Raw genomic sequence first — 16,182 nt, 5'->3', positions numbered from 1 at the left:
GCTAGCGATGGCGGCGGTTGCCCCCGCCGCTGTCGCTATCTCAAGATCCCGGACAAGGCCGACAACAGCCGGTCAATCTGCTCGTCCGTGCCTACGGTTATCCGCAAATAATCCGAGATGCGTGGAGCCGTAAAGTGCCGGACGATCACCGCCTCCCGGCGCAGCGCCGCCGCAAGCGCGGCGCCCTCATGCGCGGGATGACGCGCGAAGACGAAGTTCGCCAGAGATGGCAGCACCTCGAAACCGGCTCCCTTCAGTCCGCGGGTCAGCCGCTCCCTGCCCTCGATCACGCGAAGCCGGCCCCGCTGGAAATAGGCTTCGTCCTCCAGCGAGGCAATGGCTCCGGCTTGAGCGGGCCGGCCGAGCGGATAGGAATTGAAGCTGTCCTTCACACGGGTAAGCGCTTCGATCAGATCGGCGTCCCCAATCGCATATCCGATCCGCAGCCCGGCGAGGGCGCGGGACTTGGACATTGTCTGAACGACCAGAAGATTTCGATAAGAAGCAACCAGCGGAATCGCGGTCTCGGCGCCGAAGTCAACATAAGCCTCGTCGATCACCACGGGCACGTCCGGGTGCTCCTCCAGCAGCGTCATGATCTCGGCACGAGACAACGCGATCCCGGTCGGCGCGTTCGGATTTGCGACGATGATCGCACCGGCCGGCCGGCGGTAATCGATGATGCGGATTTGCATGGCCTGATCGAGCGGCACGGTCTCGTAAGCAATGCCGAACAGACGGCAGTAGACCGGGTAGAAACTGTAGGTGATATCGGGAAAGAGCAGCGGTGCATCGTGCTTCAGCAGAGCGGCGAAGGCATGCGCCAGCACCTCGTCCGAGCCGTTGCCGACGAATATCTGTTCGGGCCCCACCTGGTGATAGTCCGCCAAGGCGGCCCGCAGCGCGGTGGCCTGCGGGTCCGGATACAGACGCAACGTATCAGCGGCCTCGCTCCGGATCGCTTCCAGCACACGCGGAGAAGGACCAAGCGGGTTTTCATTCGTGTTCAGCTTGACCAACTCCGCCATGCGGGGCTGCTCGCCCGGCACGTAGGGCTTCAAATCATGCGTCAAGCTGCTCCAGAAACGGCTCATTTTTCTATCCGGATCCCTTCGATCGACGTCGCCCCCGCAGTGCCCTCTACAAACATCAGCCGCCGCTCCAGCGCTGTCTGACGTAGCTTCAGCGCCTCGGCATATTCCGGCGAAGCGTACCACTTGCGCAAGACGGAAATTCCACGACGATGATGGTCTTGGGCGACGGATCGCCCTTAACCACACACCACCTCAGGCGATCGTATTGACGATGCCGCCTTCCGCCCGCAGGGCGGCGCCGTTGGTGGCGGAAGCCTCCTTGGAGGCGGCATAGACCACCATGTTGGCGATCTCGTCGACGCTGGCGAAGCGTTGGATCAACGAGCTCGGCCGATGCTGCTTGACGAAATTGGCCGCAGCTTCATCCACCGACTGGCCGTTCTGCTTTGCGAGATCCTTCACAAACGTCTCGACACCCTCGGACATGGTCGGACCCGGCAGCACGGAATTGACGGTGACCCCCGTGCCGCGCGTAAGCTGCGCCAGCCCGCGCGCGACCGAGAGCTGCGCGGTCTTGCTCGTGCCGTAATGGATCATCTCGACCGGAATGTTGAGCCCGGACTCCGAGGAGATGAAGACGATGCGGCCCCAATTGCGCTTGAGCATGCCTTTCAGGTAGGCGCGCGAGAGCCGTACGCCGCTCATGACGTTGACCTCGAAGAAGCGGCTCCAGTCCTCGTCCGGAATCTCGAAAAAATCCTTTGGCTCGAAGATGCCGGCATTGTTGATAAGGATATCGACTTCGGGCAGCGCCGCGACAAGTGCCTTGCAGCCCGCCGCGGTCGAGACATCGGCGGCGATGCCGCGGACCCTAGCCCCAGCAGCTTCAAGCTTGCGTACGGCCGCATCGACCTTGTCCTGGCCGCGCCCGTTGATCACGACGCTTGCGCCCGAGGCAGCGAGGCCCTTGGCGATGGCGTGGCCGATGCCGGCGGTCGAACCGGTCACGAGGGCGGTCTTTCCGGAAAGGTCGATGTTCATGCGTTATCTCCATTAATGCTGAAGCGGATATCGTGTGCCGTGCAGCAGCTTCAATCACCCCTCACCGAGGCGTGAGATTGTAGGGTGGGCAAAGCGCAGCGTGCCCGCCCATTTCAGCGCGGGTCGTAGATAGATGGTGGGCACGGCGCGCGAAGAGCGCGCCTTTGCCCACCCTACGATTTCGGCGGTAGCGTCCGGACAAACGCGACGATGGCATCGAGATCCTGAGCCGTCATGGTGGCGTAGCCAGCATAGGCCATCGGCGGCTTGAGCTTGTGCCCGTCACGCGCGATGCCTTGCGTAATCGCACGCTTTAATTCGTCGTCGCTCCACTGCCCGAGGCCCGCTACGGGATCCGCGGTGATGTTGGCGGAAATGGATTCGCCCCACGGCCCCTTGAATGTCCGACCGCCCTTGCCGCTCGCGCCGGTGAAATCGTGCACCACGGACGGGCCCTCCGGCGTGTGGCACTCCAGGCAATGGGCGATGGTGAGGAGATAGCGGCCGCGTGCGAGCTTGTCGGCCAATTCGGGCTCGCCCGCCTGTTTGCCGGCATAGGTCGGCGTCTCCGGCTTCAACGTGATCTTGTACTCCGGCGCCGGCGTCTCGTGGCGCACGGGCGGTACGGAGCGCAAGTAAGCGGTGAGCGCATCGAGATCGCGGGCTGTGAGCACGGTGTAGAACGCGGTCGGCATGATCGGCGCTACGGCTGTGCCGTTCGGCTTGATGCCGCTCACGAGAAACCGCTTCAACTCGGCATCGGTCCAGTTGCCGATACCGGTGTCCTTGTCCGGCGTGATGTTGGAGCCGGTGACCTTGAACGCTGGCTCGTCGAAGGTTTGTCCGCCCGAGAGCGCGCGCGAGAGATCGAGGCCTTGAGGACCGCGTGGGGTGTGGCAGTTGTGGCAGACCATCACGCTGTTGACGAGATAGGCGCCGCGCTCGACCAGCGTCTCTGCGAAGGCCGGCGACATCGAGAACGCCAGCGCAATCCCCAACACAATCCTCATCAAAGCCCCCCGGCCGGAATCGCGTTCACGACAATGATCATGCGCGGCATGAGATACGCCGCGTCATACAAAAAAGCGGCGCCCAGGGGCGCCGCTTTCTCAAAATTCAGTCCCGGCCGGCTTACGCCGCCTCGGCTTCCTTCGCCTGCACCGGACCGGAGTCCTGGCCCTTGGCATCGACGTCGCGATCGACGAACTCGATCACGGCCATCGGCGCGTTGTCGCCGTAACGGAAACCGGCCTTGATGATGCGGGTGTAGCCACCCTGGCGATCCTTGTAGCGGGGCGCGAGCGTGTCGAAGAGCTTCCTGACCTGATCCTTGTCGCGCATCTCGGAGATGGCCTGGCGACGCATGGACAGACCGCCCTTCTTGCCGAGCGTGATCAGCTTCTCCACGATCGGGCGCAATTCCTTCGCCTTCGGAAGCGTGGTGACGATCTGCTCGTGCTTGATCAGCGCGGCGCACATGTTGGCGAACATCGCGCGGCGATGCTCGGCAGTGCGGTTGAGCTTCCGATGAACCTTGCCGTGACGCATTTTTGTATTCCTTGAATTCCATTCGTCGCGACGGTTCGTCGGACTTGTTGCTCAGGTGGGCTGCCTGCGTTCGCCCGCTAAAGCGCGATGAATTCGCGCTTTAGCCTGTTGTCGTTCGGATCAGTAATGATCCTCGAAGCGCTTGGCGAGCTCGTCGATGTTCTCCGGCGGCCAGCCCGGCACTTCCATGCCGAGATGCAGACCCATCTGGGCCAGCACTTCCTTGATCTCGTTCAGTGACTTGCGGCCGAAGTTCGGGGTACGGAGCATTTCGGCTTCCGACTTCTGAACGAGGTCGCCGATATAGACGATGTTGTCGTTCTTCAAGCAGTTGGCCGAACGCACCGACAGCTCGAGCTCGTCCACCTTCTTGAGGAAGGCCGGGTTGAAGGCGAGGTCCGGGATGATCTCCTGGGCGACTTCCTTGCGCGGCTCTTCGAAGTTGACGAACACGTTGAGCTGATCCTGGAGGATGCGGGCGGCGTAAGCCACCGAGTCATCCGGTGTCAGCGCGCCGTTGGTCTCGATCGTCATGGTCAGCTTGTCGTAGTCGAGGATCTGGCCCTCGCGGGTGTTCTCGACCTTGTAGGAGACCTTGCGGACCGGCGAGTAAAGGCTGTCGACCGGGATCAGGCCGATCGGCGCGTCCTCGGGACGGTTACGCTCGGCGGGCACGTAGCCCTTGCCCGTCGCCACCGTGAACTCCATACGGATCTCCGCGCCCTCGTCCAGCGTGCAGATCTGCAAGTCCGGATTGAGCACCACGACGTCGCCGACGGTCTGGATGTCGCCGGCAGTGACGGCGCCCGGGCCCTGCTTCTTCACGACCATGCGCTTGGGGCCTTCGCCCTGCATCCTGATCGCGATGTCCTTGATATTGAGCACGATGTCGGTGACGTCCTCACGGACGCCAGCGATCGAGGAGAACTCGTGCAGCACGCCGTCGATGTGCACCGACTGCACCGCCGCGCCCTGGAGCGAGGAGAGCAGGATACGGCGCAGCGCGTTGCCGAGCGTCTGGCCGAAGCCGCGCTCGAGCGGCTCGGCGACGATGGTCGCGAAACGGGCCGGATCGCTGCCGGGCTGGACCTGGAGCTTGTTCGGCCGAATCAGTTCTTGCCAATTTTTCTGGATCGTCACTGTTTCACCCATACAGGCCAGTCAAACTGCTGTTGCAGACACTGGCGTTGGAGAAAGGCCGCGGATCATTCGCGCGGCTTTGCAAAAAGTCATCGCGGGCGACAATGGCGCCCGCAACTTGGTATCAAACGCGCCGACGCTTGCGGGGACGGCAACCGTTGTGCGGGATCGTGGTCACGTCGCGGATCGAGGTGACGGTGAAGCCCGCTGCCTGGAGCGCGCGGAGCGCCGATTCGCGGCCCGAACCGGGACCGGCGACTTCGACTTCCAGCGTGCGCATGCCGTGTTCCTGCGCCTTCTTGGAGACGTCTTCGGCGGCAACCTGCGCGGCATACGGGGTCGACTTGCGCGAGCCCTTGAAGCCCATCGTGCCGGCGGAAGACCAGGCAATCGTGTTGCCCTGCGCGTCGGTGATGGTGATGGTCGTGTTGTTGAACGACGAGTTCACATGCGCGACGCCGGAGGCGATGTTCTTGCGCTCACGACGACGAACGCGGGTGGCTTCCTTGCCCATAGAGTACCTTTCCTGGAGATCTCAAACGCCGCCGTAATGCCAGCGGCTACACCTGTGGAACGAAAGGCGCGTGGCGAACGGGTCATCCCCTGTTCGCCACACGCCGCGATTGGATTCGAAAACTTACTTCTTCTTGCCGGCGATGGCTTTAGCCGGGCCCTTGCGCGTGCGCGCATTGGTGTGGGTACGCTGACCGCGCACCGGCAGACCGCGACGATGGCGCAGGCCGCGATAGCAGCCGAGGTCCATCAGACGCTTGATGTTGATGCCGACCTCACGACGCAGATCGCCCTCGACGAGATAGTCGCGGTCGATGACTTCGCGGATCTGGAGCACTTCGGCGTCGCTGAGCTGATTGACGCGACGATCCTCAGCGATCTTCACCTTCTCGATGATCTCGCTGGCGATCTTCTCGCCGATGCCATGGATGTACTGAAGCGCGATCAGCACGCGCTTGTTGGTGGGAATGTTCACGCCGGCAATACGGGCCAAGGCCTTCTCTCCTGTTGCCGATCCTCGTCAGGACCAGGCTTTAAGTGCTTGTGTTCTCGGGCAGGTGTTCACAAACGCGAACACGACGCCCTCCCCCGGTCTTCCTGGGGCCCGGCATCGTCTGAAACTATCCGACTTGGATGCGGGGCTTATTAAGGGATTCAGGGGGCTTTCGTCAACCGCTGCTAGCGCTTAGCTCGCTTTTTCGTGACCTTTTTTGCGGCCCTTTTGGTACCCTTTTTAACCGCCTTCTTGGGGGCTTTTTTGGCTGCCTTCTTCACCGACTTCTTGGCCGTCTTCTTGGCACCCTTGACGGCCTTTTTGGCGGCTTTAGCGGGTTTCGCGGCCTTTTTGGCTGTTTTCGCTGGCTTTTTCGCCGCCTTGGCTTTCTTGGCCCCCGTTTTGGCGGGCGCCGCTTTTGCCGCGCTCCGGGCGTGGCTCTTGGGCTCGACCGCCCCGAGCGCCAGGAGCTGGCGATGAATGGCGCGGGTCACCTCGTCGATCGCCATCATGCCGTCGATGGTCGAAAGCTTCCGGCGCTCGGAATAGTAGTGAATCAGCGGTTCCGTCTGGCTGCGGTAGCTGGCGAGTCGCTTGGTCAGGACCTCCGGGGTGTCGTCGACCCGAACTTCCTCGCCGCGCCCCCGCATCTGGGCCACACGGGTCTCGACCCGGCTCAAAAGCGCACTCTCATTGACGCGGAGCTCGATCACGGCCTCGAGCCTGAGGTGTTTGTGCTTGAGCAGGTCGTCCAGTGCCTCCGCCTGCGGCACGGTGCGCGGGAAGCCGTCGAGGATGAAACCGTTGCGGGCGTCCGGCTGATCGATGCGGTCCGAGATGATTCCGACCACAACCTCGTCGGGCACGAGGCCGCCGCCGGCCATAATCTCCTTGGCCTTCAGCCCGACCGGCGTTCCGGCCGCGACGGCTGCACGCAACATCTCGCCGGTCGAGAGCTGGACAATGCCATAGCGCTGCACCAGCAGCTGCGCCTGGGTGCCCTTGCCCGACCCCGGCGGCCCCAGAAGTATAATTCTCATCGGCGTACGCCCCCCGGATTGGTGAGCGATTCATCGCGCACCTGTGTTTGAAGTTCAGAACAGTGCAAACCACAATCGGCTGTGCACTGCCACCCATATCATAGGGGAGCAAGTGCCCCGACGCCAAGAAGGCCTTTGAAATCAGCGATTGCGTCGCAGTGAGAACAGCTCTGCCGATGCGACCGAACGGTCGTCTCTCCACCTCGCGGAAGCCGCGCACCTGTGCGCGCGGCGAATCGGCGATGTGAGTCGGGACGTCCGCGAGGGCGCCGCGCCTTAGCGGCGACGGCCCCGCAGCTTCGACTTCCGGATCAGGCCTTCATACTGATGGGCCAACAGATAGCCCTGCACCTGCGCCACCGTGTCCATGGTGACGCTGACGACGATCAGCAGCGAGGTGCCACCGAAGTAGAACGGCACCGAGGCGTAGGAGATCAGGATTTCCGGGATCAAGCAGACGATCGCGAGATAGATCGCGCCCAGCACAGTGATGCGCGACAGCACGTAGTCGATATATTCCGCGGTGCGCTCGCCGGGACGGATGCCCGGGATGAAGCCGCCGTGCTTCTTCAGATTGTCCGCGGTCTCGGTCGGATTGAACACGATCGCGGTGTAGAAAAACGCGAAGAACACGATCAGCGCTAGATAGAGGATCAGGAACAGCGGACGGCCGTGGCCGAGCTGGGTGGTGATCCACTGGAACCATTCCGGCCCGCTGCCCGCGTTGAAGTTCGCAACCGTGGTCGGCAGCAGCAGCAGCGAGGACGCGAAGATCGGCGGAATGACGCCCGAGGTGTTGAGCTTGAGCGGCAGATGCGAGGACTGGCCCTCGAACATCTTGTTGCCGACCTGGCGCTTCGGATACTGGATCAGCAGCCGGCGCTGCGCGCGCTCCATGAACACGATGAAGGCGATCACGGCGACCGCCATCACGATCACGACCAGGATCAGGCCGGTCGACATGGCACCCTGACGGCCGAGCTCGAGCATGTTGGCGAGCGCCGACGGCAGCTCGGCGACGATGCCGGAGAGAATGATCAGCGAGATGCCGTTACCGATGCCGCGCGAGGTGATCTGCTCGCCCAGCCACATCAGGAACATGGTGCCGCCGGTCAGCGTGATCGCGGTGGACAGACGGAAGAACATGCCGGGGTCGCTGACGACGTTGCCTGCACCTTCGAGACCGACCGCGATGCCATAGGACTGGAACGCTGCCAGGATCACGGTGAGATAGCGGGTGTACTGGTTCAGCAGCTTACGGCCGGATTCGCCTTCCTTCTTCAGCGCCTCGAGTTGCGGCGAGACGGTGGTCAGGAGCTGGATGATGATCGAGGCCGAGATGTATGGCATGATGTTCAGCGCGAAGATCGCCATGCGGTGGATGCCGCCGCCGGCGAACATGTTGAACATGCCGAGGATGCCGCCCGCCTGCGACTTGAACACCTGCTCCCAGATGTTGGGATCGATGCCGGGCAGCGGGATGTAGGTGCCAAGCCGATAGACGAGCAGCGCACCCAGGGTGAACCAGATACGCTTCTTCAGCTCGTCGGCCTTGGCGAACGCGCCGAAATTGAGGTTGGCTGCCAGTTGTTCCGCTGCAGAGGCCATATTGGACTTTCTCCCGCCGCCTTTTGCGCCGTCGTGCCCGCGGCCGGGCTACTTTAGCGGACGCCGGACATTATCTGGTGCCCGGCATCGATAAGTCCATCGTCCAACATGCGTAAAGGCCCGCGAGGAGCGGGCCAATGACGCAGTTGTTACGCCGCCTCGCCTTCTTCTTCCTTGGCGGGCGCGAGGATCTTCACCGAGCCGCCGGCCTTCTCGACGGCCGCAATCGCGGTCTTCGAGGCGCCGTGCACTTCAATGTTGAGCTTGGACTTGAGCTCGCCGCGGCCGAGCAGCCGCAGGCCGCCCTTGGGGCGGCGCAGCACGCCGGCCTTCACCAGGGCCTCGACATTCACGACGCTGCCGACGTCGATCTTCTTGGCATCGACCGCTTCCTGGAGCCGGTCGAGATTGATCTCGACGAACTCAACCCGGAAGATGTTGGTGAAGCCACGCTTCGGCAGACGGCGATGCAATGGCATCTGGCCGCCTTCGAACCCCTTGATGCGCACGCCCGAACGCGCGGTCTGGCCCTTGCCACCGCGGCCAGCCTGCTTGCCCTTGCCCGAACCGATGCCACGGCCGACGCGCATACGCTTCTTGCGCGAGCCGGCGTTGTCGGCGATATCGCTGAGCTTCATCGCCCTGCTCCTTGTTTCTTGCGCATGATCTTCGCCGAAAACGGGTGCCCGCTTTTCGGGATCCTGCGCAGCTTCTTACTTCTCGTCGACAATGCGGACGAGATGGTGAACTTTCTCGATCATGCCGCGGACCGCCGGGGTGTCCGGCAGTTCGCTGACGCGGCCGATCTTGTTGAGCTTGAGCCCGATCAGCGTCGAACGCTGCGAGTGATGGCGGCGGATCGCGCTGCCGGTCTGCTCAAGCTTGATCGTCTTTGCGGCCTTGGCCATCATGGTCTACTCCGAAAAGCTTCCGTTATTCGGCAACCACCTCGGCATCGCCGCCAATGCGACGGGCCTGGAGGGTGGACACCTTGATATTGCGGCGGGCTGCGACCGAACGCGGCGAATCCTGGTGCTTCAGCGCATCGAAGGTCGCGCGCACCATGTTGTACGGGTTCGACGAGCCGATCGACTTTGCCACCACGTCCTGGACGCCGAGCGTCTCGAACACGGCGCGCATCGGACCGCCGGCGATGATCCCAGTACCGGCCGGAGCTGCACGCAGGTAAACACGGCCCGCGCCATGACGGCCGGCGATGTCGTGATGCAGGGTGCGGCCCTCGCGCAGCGACACGCGGGTCAGGTTGCGCTTGGCGGATTCGGTGGCCTTGCGGATCGCCTCAGGCACTTCTCGCGCCTTGCCGTGACCGAAGCCGGCGCGGCCCTTCTGATCGCCGATCACGACCAGCGCTGCGAAACCGAAGCGCTTGCCGCCCTTGACGACCTTGGCCACGCGGTTGATGTGGACCAGCTTGTCGACGAACTCGCTGTCGCGCTCCTCGCGCTGCTGGCGGTCACGTCCGCCGCGTTGATCGCGTCCACCACGTTGTTCGCGTTCTGCCATTTTTCCAATCCTTCAGAGGCTTACGCCTCAATCCTCAAATTCTGTTAGAAGCTCAGCCCACTCTCACGCGCCGCGTCGGCCAGTGCCTTGACGCGCCCGTGATAGAGATAGCTGCCGCGATCGAACACGACTTCCTTGACGCCCTTCTCGGCGGCGCGCTCGGCCAGCAACTTGCCGACCGCCTTCGCCGCATCGATGTCGGCGCCGGTCTTGCCGCCGTCGCGCATCGACTTCTCGAGCGACGAGGCAGAGGCCAGCGTCTCGCCCTTCAGGTCGTCGATGACCTGGGCGTAGATGTGCTTCGACGAGCGGAACACGGACAGGCGCGGACGGCCGCCACCGGAGCGGCGCAACTTCAGCCGCACACTCCGCTTGCGCCGGGCATTCGTAACCTTGGCTTTCGACATGACCGGCTCCGTTACTTCTTCTTGCCTTCCTTGCGGAAGATGAATTCGCCAACATACTTCACGCCCTTGCCCTTGTAGGGCTCCGGCGGACGATAGGAGCGAATCTCGGCGGCGACCTGGCCGACGCGCTGGATGTCGCTGCCCGTCACCGTGATCTCGGTCGGCTTCGGCACGGTGATCGTGATCCCTTCCGGGATCGTGTAGACCACGTCGTGGCTGTAACCGAGCGCGAGCTGCAGGTTCTTTCCCTGCAGCGCGGCGCGGTAACCGACGCCGGTGATTTCGAGCTTCTTTTCGAAGCCCTTGGTGACGCCTTCGACCAGATTCGCGACCTGAGCGCGAGCGGTACCGTACAGCGCCCGCGCGCGGTTGGTCTCGACCCGCGGGTTCACCTTGACCTGGCCGTTATCGAGCTTCACCTCGACGTCGCTATGGACGACGAATTGAAGCTGGCCCTTCGGCCCCTTCATCTTGACGGTCTGCCCGTCGACGGTCGCGGTCACACCCGACGGCACCGCTACCGGCCTTTTGCCAACTCGTGACATGGATCAAAAATCCTTCTCAGAACACCGTGAAGAGGACTTCACCGCCCACGTTCGCTTCACGCGCACTGTGGTCAGCCATGATCCCCTTCGGCGTCGACAACACCGAAATGCCGAGTCCGTTATTGACCCGCGGCAGGTTCTTCACCGAGGCGTAAACGCGACGCCCGGGCTTGGAGACCCGCTCGATCTCGCGGATGACGGGCTCGCCGTCGAAATACTTCAGCTCGATCTCGATCTCGCTACGGCCCGAGGAATGCTCGAGCGTGGCGTAACCGCGAATGTAGCCCTCGCTCTTCAGCACTTCGAGGACGTTTTCGCGCATCTTCGAACCAGGCGTGGAGACCTTGTTCTTGGCGCGCATCTGCGCGTTACGGATGCGGGTGATCAGATCGCTGATTGGATCGTGCGTAGACATCTAAACGACCCTCCTTACCAACTCGACTTCACGAGGCCCGGGACCATGCCCTTGGAGCCAAGTTCGCGCAGCGCGATGCGGGACAGCTTGTTCAAGCGGTAGACCGAGCGCGGACGGCCCGACAGCTCGCAACGCAAGCGGATGCGGGTAGCCGACGAATTCCGCGGCATTTCCGCAAGCTTCAGGGTCGCGGCGAACCGCTCCTCCATCGGCAGCGTCTTGTCGGCGATGATCGCCTTCAACCGTGCGCGCTTCGGGGCGGCGTTCTTCGCCATCCGCTTGCGCCGGTTGTTCTTCTCGACTGAACTCTTCTTTGCCATGCTTGGCTCCTGGGTATCCGCGTTTGAGAGGCTTTAGGTCAGCGTCTCACTGCCGGAACGGGAAATTGAAAGCGGTCAACAAGGCCCTCGCCTCGTCGTCGGTCTTGGCCGTGGTGCAGACGGTGATGTCCATACCGCGGGATTCCGTGACCTTGTCGAAGTCGATCTCGGGGAAAATGATGTGCTCCTTGAGGCCGAGCGAGTAGTTGCCGCGGCCGTCGAAGCTCTTCGGGTTCAGGCCGCGGAAGTCGCGGACGCGCGGCAGCGCGACCGTCACCAGGCGATCGATGAACTCGTACATGCGAGCCTTGCGCAGCGTGACCTTGCAGCCGATCGGCTGGTTTTCACGCAGCTTGAAGGTCGCGATCGCGATACGCGAATAGGTCACGATCGCCTTCTGACCCGCGATCAGAGTCAATTCGGCGGCGGCGTTCTCGGCCTTCTTGCGGTCGTTGACGGAATCGCCAACGCCCATGTTCAGCACGACCTTGTCCAGACGCGGAACCTGCATGACGTTCTCATAACCGAACTTCTCGGTCATTTCCGTCCGGATCTTCGCGTCATATTCCGCGCGCAGGCGCGGCGTGTAAGCGGCCTCAGCCATCGATCTCAGCTCCCGAACGCTTGGCGATGCGAACCTTCTTGCCGTCCGCCAGAATCTTGAATCCGACGCGCGTCGGCTTTCCGTCCTTGCCGAGATACGCGATGTTGGACAGTTGGACCGGCGCCTCTTTCGAGATGATGCCGCCCTCCTGGGCCTGCGTCTGCTTCTGGTGACGCTTGACCATGTTGATACCACGCACGAGTGCCGTGCCGGCGTCCGGGCGCACCTCGAACACCTCGCCGCTGCGGCCCTTGTCGCGGCCGTTCAGCACGATGACCTTGTCGCCCTTGCGGATCTTCGCGGCCATCACAGCACCTCCGGCGCGAGCGAGATGATCTTCATGTGGTTCTTGGCGCGCAGCTCGCGCGGCACGGGCCCGAAGATACGGGTGCCGACCGGCTCCGCCTGGTTGTTGATCAGGACGGCGGCATTGCGGTCGAAGCGGATGACCGAACCGTCGGCGCGGCGGATGTCCTTGCGGACACGCACCACGACGGCTTTCATCACGTCGCCTTTCTTCACCTTGCCACGCGGAATCGCTTCCTTGATCGAGACGACGATGATGTCGCCGATCGTGGCGTAGCGGCGCTTGGAGCCCCCGAGCACCTTGATACACATGACACGGCGTGCGCCAGAATTATCGGCCACGTCGAGGTTGGTCTGCATCTGAATCATTGATGCACCTCGTCCTCTTCTATTTGCGCCAGCCTAGCCGGCGCTCAACATTTCCCTGAAGTCAGTCGGCCAAGGCCAACAGATCAGGCGCTTTTCTTGTGCTCGCCCCGGATCACGATCCAGGACTTCAACTTCGAAATCGGCTTCGATTCCTCGATCCACACCATGTCGCCCGGCTTGAACTCGTTGTTCTCGTCGTGCGCGTGGTAGTTCTTCGAACGGCGGATCGTCTTCTTGTAGATCGGGTGCGTGAATCGGCGGTCGACGCGCACCACGACGGTCTTCGCTGTCTTGTCGCTAACGACCACGCCTTGCAAAGTACGTTTCGGCATCTTCGTAGGCCTCTTACTTCTTCTTCGCGCGTTGCTGCGCGGCGACAGTCTTGATCCGGGCGATGTCACGACGGGCCTCGCGCAGGCGCGAGGTGTTCTCGAGCTGCCCGGTGGCACGCTGGAAGCGCAGGTTAAAGCGCTCCTTCTTCAGGTTCAGGACGACGTCGTCCTGCTGGTCGGGGCTCAACGCGCGGATGTCTTCGATCTTCATCTGTGCCATGGCCATTACTCCGCAATGCGCTCGACGAAGCGCGTCTTGATCGGCAGCTTGGCGGCCGCGAGCGTCAGCGCTTCCTTCGCGGTCTGCACCGTGACGCCGTCGATCTCGAAAATCACCCGGCCCGGCTTGACGCGCGCGACCCACAGTTCCGGCGCACCCTTGCCGGAGCCCATGCGGACTTCGGCGGGCTTCTTGGACACCGGAACGTCGGGGAACACGCGGATCCAGACGCGGCCGGCGCGCTTCATGTGGCGGGTCAGCGCGCGGCGAGCGGCTTCGATCTGGCGCGCGGTGACGCGATCAGGCTCGGCCGCCTTCAGGCCGAACTGGCCGAACGCCAACGTCGCGCCCGAGGACGCAACACCGTGGATACGGCCCTTATGCGCCTTCCGGAACTTCGTTTTCTTAGGTTGCATCATGGCTTCAAGCCCTCAAATTCTCTGTGCTGGCGTCAGGCCGTAGCGCTGTCACGGCGCTGCCTGCCGCCGCGATCACCACCGCCGCCGGTCTCGCCTTCGGCCATTCTCTTGTCCTGGGCCATCGGATCGTGCTCGAGGATCTCGCCCTTGAAGATCCAGACCTTGACGCCGCAGGTGCCGAAGGTCGTGAACGCGGTCGCAACGCCGTAGTCGATGTCGGCGCGCAGCGTATGCAGCGGCACGCGACCTTCGCGATACCACTCCATGCGCGCGATTTCCGCACCGCCCAGACGACCCGAGCAGTTGATGCGGATGCCTTCTGCGCCGAGACGCATCGCCGACTGAACGGCGCGCTTCATGGCGCGGCGGAAGGCAACGCGGCGCTCGAGCTGCTGCGCGATCGATTCAGCCACCAGCGTCGCATCGAGCTCCGGCTTGCGGATTTCGACGATGTTGATGACGACGTCGGACGAAGTGATGTCCGCGACCCTCTTGCGCAGCTTGTCGATGTCGGCGCCCTTCTTGCCGATCACCACGCCCGGACGAGCCGAGTGGATGGTGACACGGCACTTCTTGTGCGGACGCTCGATCACGATGCGGGCGACGGCCGCCTGCTTGAGCTCCTTGTGCAGGATCTCGCGAATCTTGACGTCCTCGTGCAGCAGCTTGCCGTATTCCTGCTTGCCCGCGAACCAGCGCGAATCCCAGGTCCGGTTGATGCCAAGACGCAGACCGATCGGATTGATCTTTTGACCCATCGTTTTTGTCCCTTAAGCCGCTGCTGCTTCGGCTTCGACCTGACGCACAATGATCGTCAGCTGCGAAAATGGTTTGTAGACACGGCCCGAACGGCCGCGACCGCGCGCCGCAAAGCGCTTCATCACGAGACCGTTGCCGACGAAGGCCTGCGTCACGACGAGATCGTCAACGTCGAGGTCGTGGTTGTTCTCGGCATTGGCGATAGCCGATTCCAGGCACTTCTTCACGTCGACCGCGATCCGCTTGCGCGAAAACTGCAGATCGGCGAGCGCAGCAGAAGCCTTCCGGCCGCGAATGAGCTGGGCGACCAGGTTGAGCTTCTGCGGGCTCACCCGCAGCATCCGGGCGACCGCCTTGGCCTCGTTCTCGGCGAGGCTCCGTTCGCGCTTAGGTTTGCTCATCGTTTAATCCTCAAGCCTTCTTGGCTTTCTTGTCACCGGAGTGGCCATGGAAGGTCCGGGTCGGCGAGAACTCGCCGAACTTGTGACCGACCATTTCCTCGTTGACCGCTACCGGGACGTGCTTCTGACCGTTGTAGACACCGAAGGTCAAGCCGACGAACTGCGGCAGGATGGTCGAGCGACGGCTCCAGATCTTGATGACGTCGTGACGGCCGGACGCGCGCGCGGCATCTGCCTTCTTGAGCAGAGAACCCTCGACGAACGGGCCTTTCCAGACTGAACGAACCATGTCCGGCGTTCCTTACTTCTTCCGCTTGTGGCGGCTTAGGAGAATGAATTTGTTGGTCGACTTGTTGGAGCGGGTCTTCTTGCCCTTGGTCGGCTTGCCCCACGGGGTCACCGGATGGCGACCACCCGAGGTACGACCTTCACCACCACCGTGCGGATGGTCGATCGGGTTCATCGAGACGCCGCGGTTATGCGGCTTGCGGCCCAGCCAGCGGTTGCGGCCGGCCTTGCCGATCGACGTGTTCATGTGGTCCGGGTTCGACACCGCGCCGATCGTGCCGCGGCAACGGCCGTGCACCAGGCGCTGCTCGCCCGAGTTCAGGCGAATGATGACGTAGTCGTGGTCGCGGCCGACGAGCTGGGCGTAGGTTCCCGCCGAACGGGCGAGCTGGCCGCCCTTCCCGATCTTGGTCTCGATGTTATGGATGATCGTGCCGACCGGCATGTTGCCGAGCGGCATGACGTTGCCCGGCTTCACGTCGACATAGTTGCCGGCAACGACGGAATCGCCAACGGCCAGGCGCTGCGGCGCCAGGATATAGGCCTGGGTGCCGTCCTCGTACTTGACCAGCGCGATGAACGCGGTGCGGTTCGGATCGTACTCCAACCGCTCGACGGTCGCGGGCGCATCGACCTTGTCGCGCTTGAAGTCGACGGTACGCAGGGTTCTCTTGTGACCGCCGCCGCGGAAGCGCACGGTGATGCGACCGGTGTTGTTGCGACCGCCCGAGGAGTGCTTGCCTTCGGTGAGCGACTTGACCGGCTTGCCCTTGTAGAGGGCTGAACGATCGACCATGACCAGCTGGCGCTGGCCCGGTGTCGTGGGATTGAATTTCTTCAGTGCCATCGTCGTGCG

General features: G+C 62.9%; 26 protein-coding genes and 1 pseudogene. All 27 read right to left on the bottom strand.

Going from position 1 to position 16,182, the window contains the following annotated elements; translation table 11 throughout:
* Positions 1–35 precede the first annotated feature (35 nt).
* Positions 36–1,094 (bottom strand): histidinol-phosphate transaminase, encoded by a 1,059-nt coding sequence (hisC, locus tag ACPPVR_RS17640; protein ID WP_426615434.1) that lies wholly within the window; start codon positions 1,092–1,094, stop codon positions 36–38.
* Positions 1,091–1,278: pseudogene (locus tag ACPPVR_RS17635) on the bottom strand (DUF1330 domain-containing protein); the annotation flags it as partial. The pseudogene ACPPVR_RS17635 and the gene hisC, both read right to left, overlap by 4 nt.
* A gap of 8 nt (positions 1,279–1,286) precedes the next feature.
* Positions 1,287–2,075 (bottom strand): SDR family NAD(P)-dependent oxidoreductase, encoded by a 789-nt coding sequence (locus ACPPVR_RS17630; protein WP_426615433.1) that lies wholly within the window; start codon positions 2,073–2,075, stop codon positions 1,287–1,289.
* 173 nt (positions 2,076–2,248) lie between these two features.
* Positions 2,249–3,085 (bottom strand): c-type cytochrome, encoded by an 837-nt coding sequence (locus ACPPVR_RS17625; protein ID WP_426615432.1) that lies wholly within the window; start codon positions 3,083–3,085, stop codon positions 2,249–2,251.
* Between the two features lie 121 nt (positions 3,086–3,206).
* The gene (gene rplQ, locus ACPPVR_RS17620; RefSeq protein WP_426615431.1) at positions 3,207–3,623 is read right to left on the bottom strand and encodes a 50S ribosomal protein L17; all 417 of its coding nucleotides are present in this window, start codon (positions 3,621–3,623) and stop codon (positions 3,207–3,209) included.
* Positions 3,624–3,743: 120 nt separating this feature from the next.
* Positions 3,744–4,775: a DNA-directed RNA polymerase subunit alpha gene (locus ACPPVR_RS17615; RefSeq protein WP_426615430.1), complete on the bottom strand. Its 1,032-nt coding sequence runs from the start codon at positions 4,773–4,775 to the stop codon at positions 3,744–3,746.
* 112 nt (positions 4,776–4,887) lie between these two features.
* Positions 4,888–5,277, bottom strand: coding sequence for a 30S ribosomal protein S11 (gene rpsK, locus ACPPVR_RS17610; protein ID WP_007603045.1), 390 nt, complete (start codon positions 5,275–5,277; stop codon positions 4,888–4,890).
* Between the two features lie 123 nt (positions 5,278–5,400).
* A complete protein-coding gene (gene rpsM / locus ACPPVR_RS17605; RefSeq protein ID WP_426615429.1) occupies positions 5,401–5,769 on the bottom strand; it encodes a 30S ribosomal protein S13 in 369 nt (122 codons plus the stop codon).
* A 185-nt stretch (positions 5,770–5,954) separates the two neighbouring features.
* The gene (locus tag ACPPVR_RS17600; RefSeq protein WP_426615428.1) at positions 5,955–6,809 is read right to left on the bottom strand and encodes an adenylate kinase; all 855 of its coding nucleotides are present in this window, start codon (positions 6,807–6,809) and stop codon (positions 5,955–5,957) included.
* Between the two features lie 276 nt (positions 6,810–7,085).
* A complete protein-coding gene (gene secY / locus ACPPVR_RS17595) occupies positions 7,086–8,417 on the bottom strand; it encodes a preprotein translocase subunit SecY (protein WP_148770531.1) in 1,332 nt (443 codons plus the stop codon).
* Between the two features lie 149 nt (positions 8,418–8,566).
* Positions 8,567–9,055, bottom strand: a complete 489-nt coding sequence (gene rplO / locus ACPPVR_RS17590) for a 50S ribosomal protein L15 (protein WP_426615427.1) — start codon at positions 9,053–9,055, stop codon at positions 8,567–8,569.
* A gap of 75 nt (positions 9,056–9,130) precedes the next feature.
* Complete coding sequence (gene rpmD / locus ACPPVR_RS17585; RefSeq protein WP_063682061.1) at positions 9,131–9,325, bottom strand: 50S ribosomal protein L30; 195 nt, start codon at positions 9,323–9,325, stop codon at positions 9,131–9,133.
* A gap of 25 nt (positions 9,326–9,350) precedes the next feature.
* Entirely contained in the window at positions 9,351–9,941 is a 591-nt protein-coding gene (rpsE, locus tag ACPPVR_RS17580) for a 30S ribosomal protein S5 (protein ID WP_045008203.1), read from the bottom strand.
* Between the two features lie 44 nt (positions 9,942–9,985).
* Positions 9,986–10,348: a 50S ribosomal protein L18 gene (gene rplR, locus ACPPVR_RS17575; protein ID WP_007603036.1), complete on the bottom strand. Its 363-nt coding sequence runs from the start codon at positions 10,346–10,348 to the stop codon at positions 9,986–9,988.
* A gap of 11 nt (positions 10,349–10,359) precedes the next feature.
* Entirely contained in the window at positions 10,360–10,893 is a 534-nt protein-coding gene (rplF, locus tag ACPPVR_RS17570) for a 50S ribosomal protein L6 (RefSeq protein WP_426615426.1), read from the bottom strand.
* Between the two features lie 16 nt (positions 10,894–10,909).
* Complete coding sequence (gene rpsH, locus ACPPVR_RS17565; RefSeq protein WP_045008205.1) at positions 10,910–11,308, bottom strand: 30S ribosomal protein S8; 399 nt, start codon at positions 11,306–11,308, stop codon at positions 10,910–10,912.
* Positions 11,309–11,322: 14 nt separating this feature from the next.
* A complete protein-coding gene (gene rpsN, locus ACPPVR_RS17560; protein WP_426615425.1) occupies positions 11,323–11,628 on the bottom strand; it encodes a 30S ribosomal protein S14 in 306 nt (101 codons plus the stop codon).
* A 46-nt stretch (positions 11,629–11,674) separates the two neighbouring features.
* On the bottom strand, positions 11,675–12,232 hold the full coding sequence (rplE, locus tag ACPPVR_RS17555) for a 50S ribosomal protein L5 (protein ID WP_426615424.1): 558 nt from the start codon (positions 12,230–12,232) through the stop codon (positions 11,675–11,677).
* A complete protein-coding gene (gene rplX / locus ACPPVR_RS17550) occupies positions 12,225–12,539 on the bottom strand; it encodes a 50S ribosomal protein L24 (protein ID WP_247984062.1) in 315 nt (104 codons plus the stop codon). The genes rplE and rplX overlap by 8 nt, the downstream gene beginning before the upstream one ends.
* Complete coding sequence (gene rplN, locus ACPPVR_RS17545) at positions 12,539–12,907, bottom strand: 50S ribosomal protein L14 (protein ID WP_008549246.1); 369 nt, start codon at positions 12,905–12,907, stop codon at positions 12,539–12,541. Before rplN ends, rplX begins: the two co-directional genes overlap by 1 nt.
* Before the next feature lie 83 nt (positions 12,908–12,990).
* Positions 12,991–13,239, bottom strand: a complete 249-nt coding sequence (rpsQ, locus tag ACPPVR_RS17540; protein ID WP_027535298.1) for a 30S ribosomal protein S17 — start codon at positions 13,237–13,239, stop codon at positions 12,991–12,993.
* Between the two features lie 13 nt (positions 13,240–13,252).
* Positions 13,253–13,459, bottom strand: a complete 207-nt coding sequence (rpmC, locus tag ACPPVR_RS17535; RefSeq protein ID WP_426615423.1) for a 50S ribosomal protein L29 — start codon at positions 13,457–13,459, stop codon at positions 13,253–13,255.
* 5 nt (positions 13,460–13,464) lie between these two features.
* Positions 13,465–13,878, bottom strand: coding sequence for a 50S ribosomal protein L16 (gene rplP, locus ACPPVR_RS17530; protein WP_092034896.1), 414 nt, complete (start codon positions 13,876–13,878; stop codon positions 13,465–13,467).
* Between the two features lie 32 nt (positions 13,879–13,910).
* Positions 13,911–14,636, bottom strand: coding sequence for a 30S ribosomal protein S3 (gene rpsC, locus ACPPVR_RS17525; RefSeq protein ID WP_426615422.1), 726 nt, complete (start codon positions 14,634–14,636; stop codon positions 13,911–13,913).
* A 12-nt stretch (positions 14,637–14,648) separates the two neighbouring features.
* On the bottom strand, positions 14,649–15,038 hold the full coding sequence (rplV, locus tag ACPPVR_RS17520) for a 50S ribosomal protein L22 (protein WP_045008212.1): 390 nt from the start codon (positions 15,036–15,038) through the stop codon (positions 14,649–14,651).
* A gap of 10 nt (positions 15,039–15,048) precedes the next feature.
* Positions 15,049–15,327, bottom strand: a complete 279-nt coding sequence (gene rpsS, locus ACPPVR_RS17515; RefSeq protein ID WP_008136357.1) for a 30S ribosomal protein S19 — start codon at positions 15,325–15,327, stop codon at positions 15,049–15,051.
* A gap of 12 nt (positions 15,328–15,339) precedes the next feature.
* Positions 15,340–16,173 (bottom strand): 50S ribosomal protein L2, encoded by an 834-nt coding sequence (gene rplB / locus ACPPVR_RS17510; protein ID WP_426615421.1) that lies wholly within the window; start codon positions 16,171–16,173, stop codon positions 15,340–15,342.
* Positions 16,174–16,182 lie beyond the last annotated feature (9 nt).

This window comes from Bradyrhizobium sp. McL0616 (assembly GCF_049993385.1).
Lineage (GTDB): Bacteria > Pseudomonadota > Alphaproteobacteria > Rhizobiales > Xanthobacteraceae > Bradyrhizobium.
Note: the sequence above shows the minus strand (reverse complement) of the source record. Positions and strands in the feature narration are given on the sequence as shown.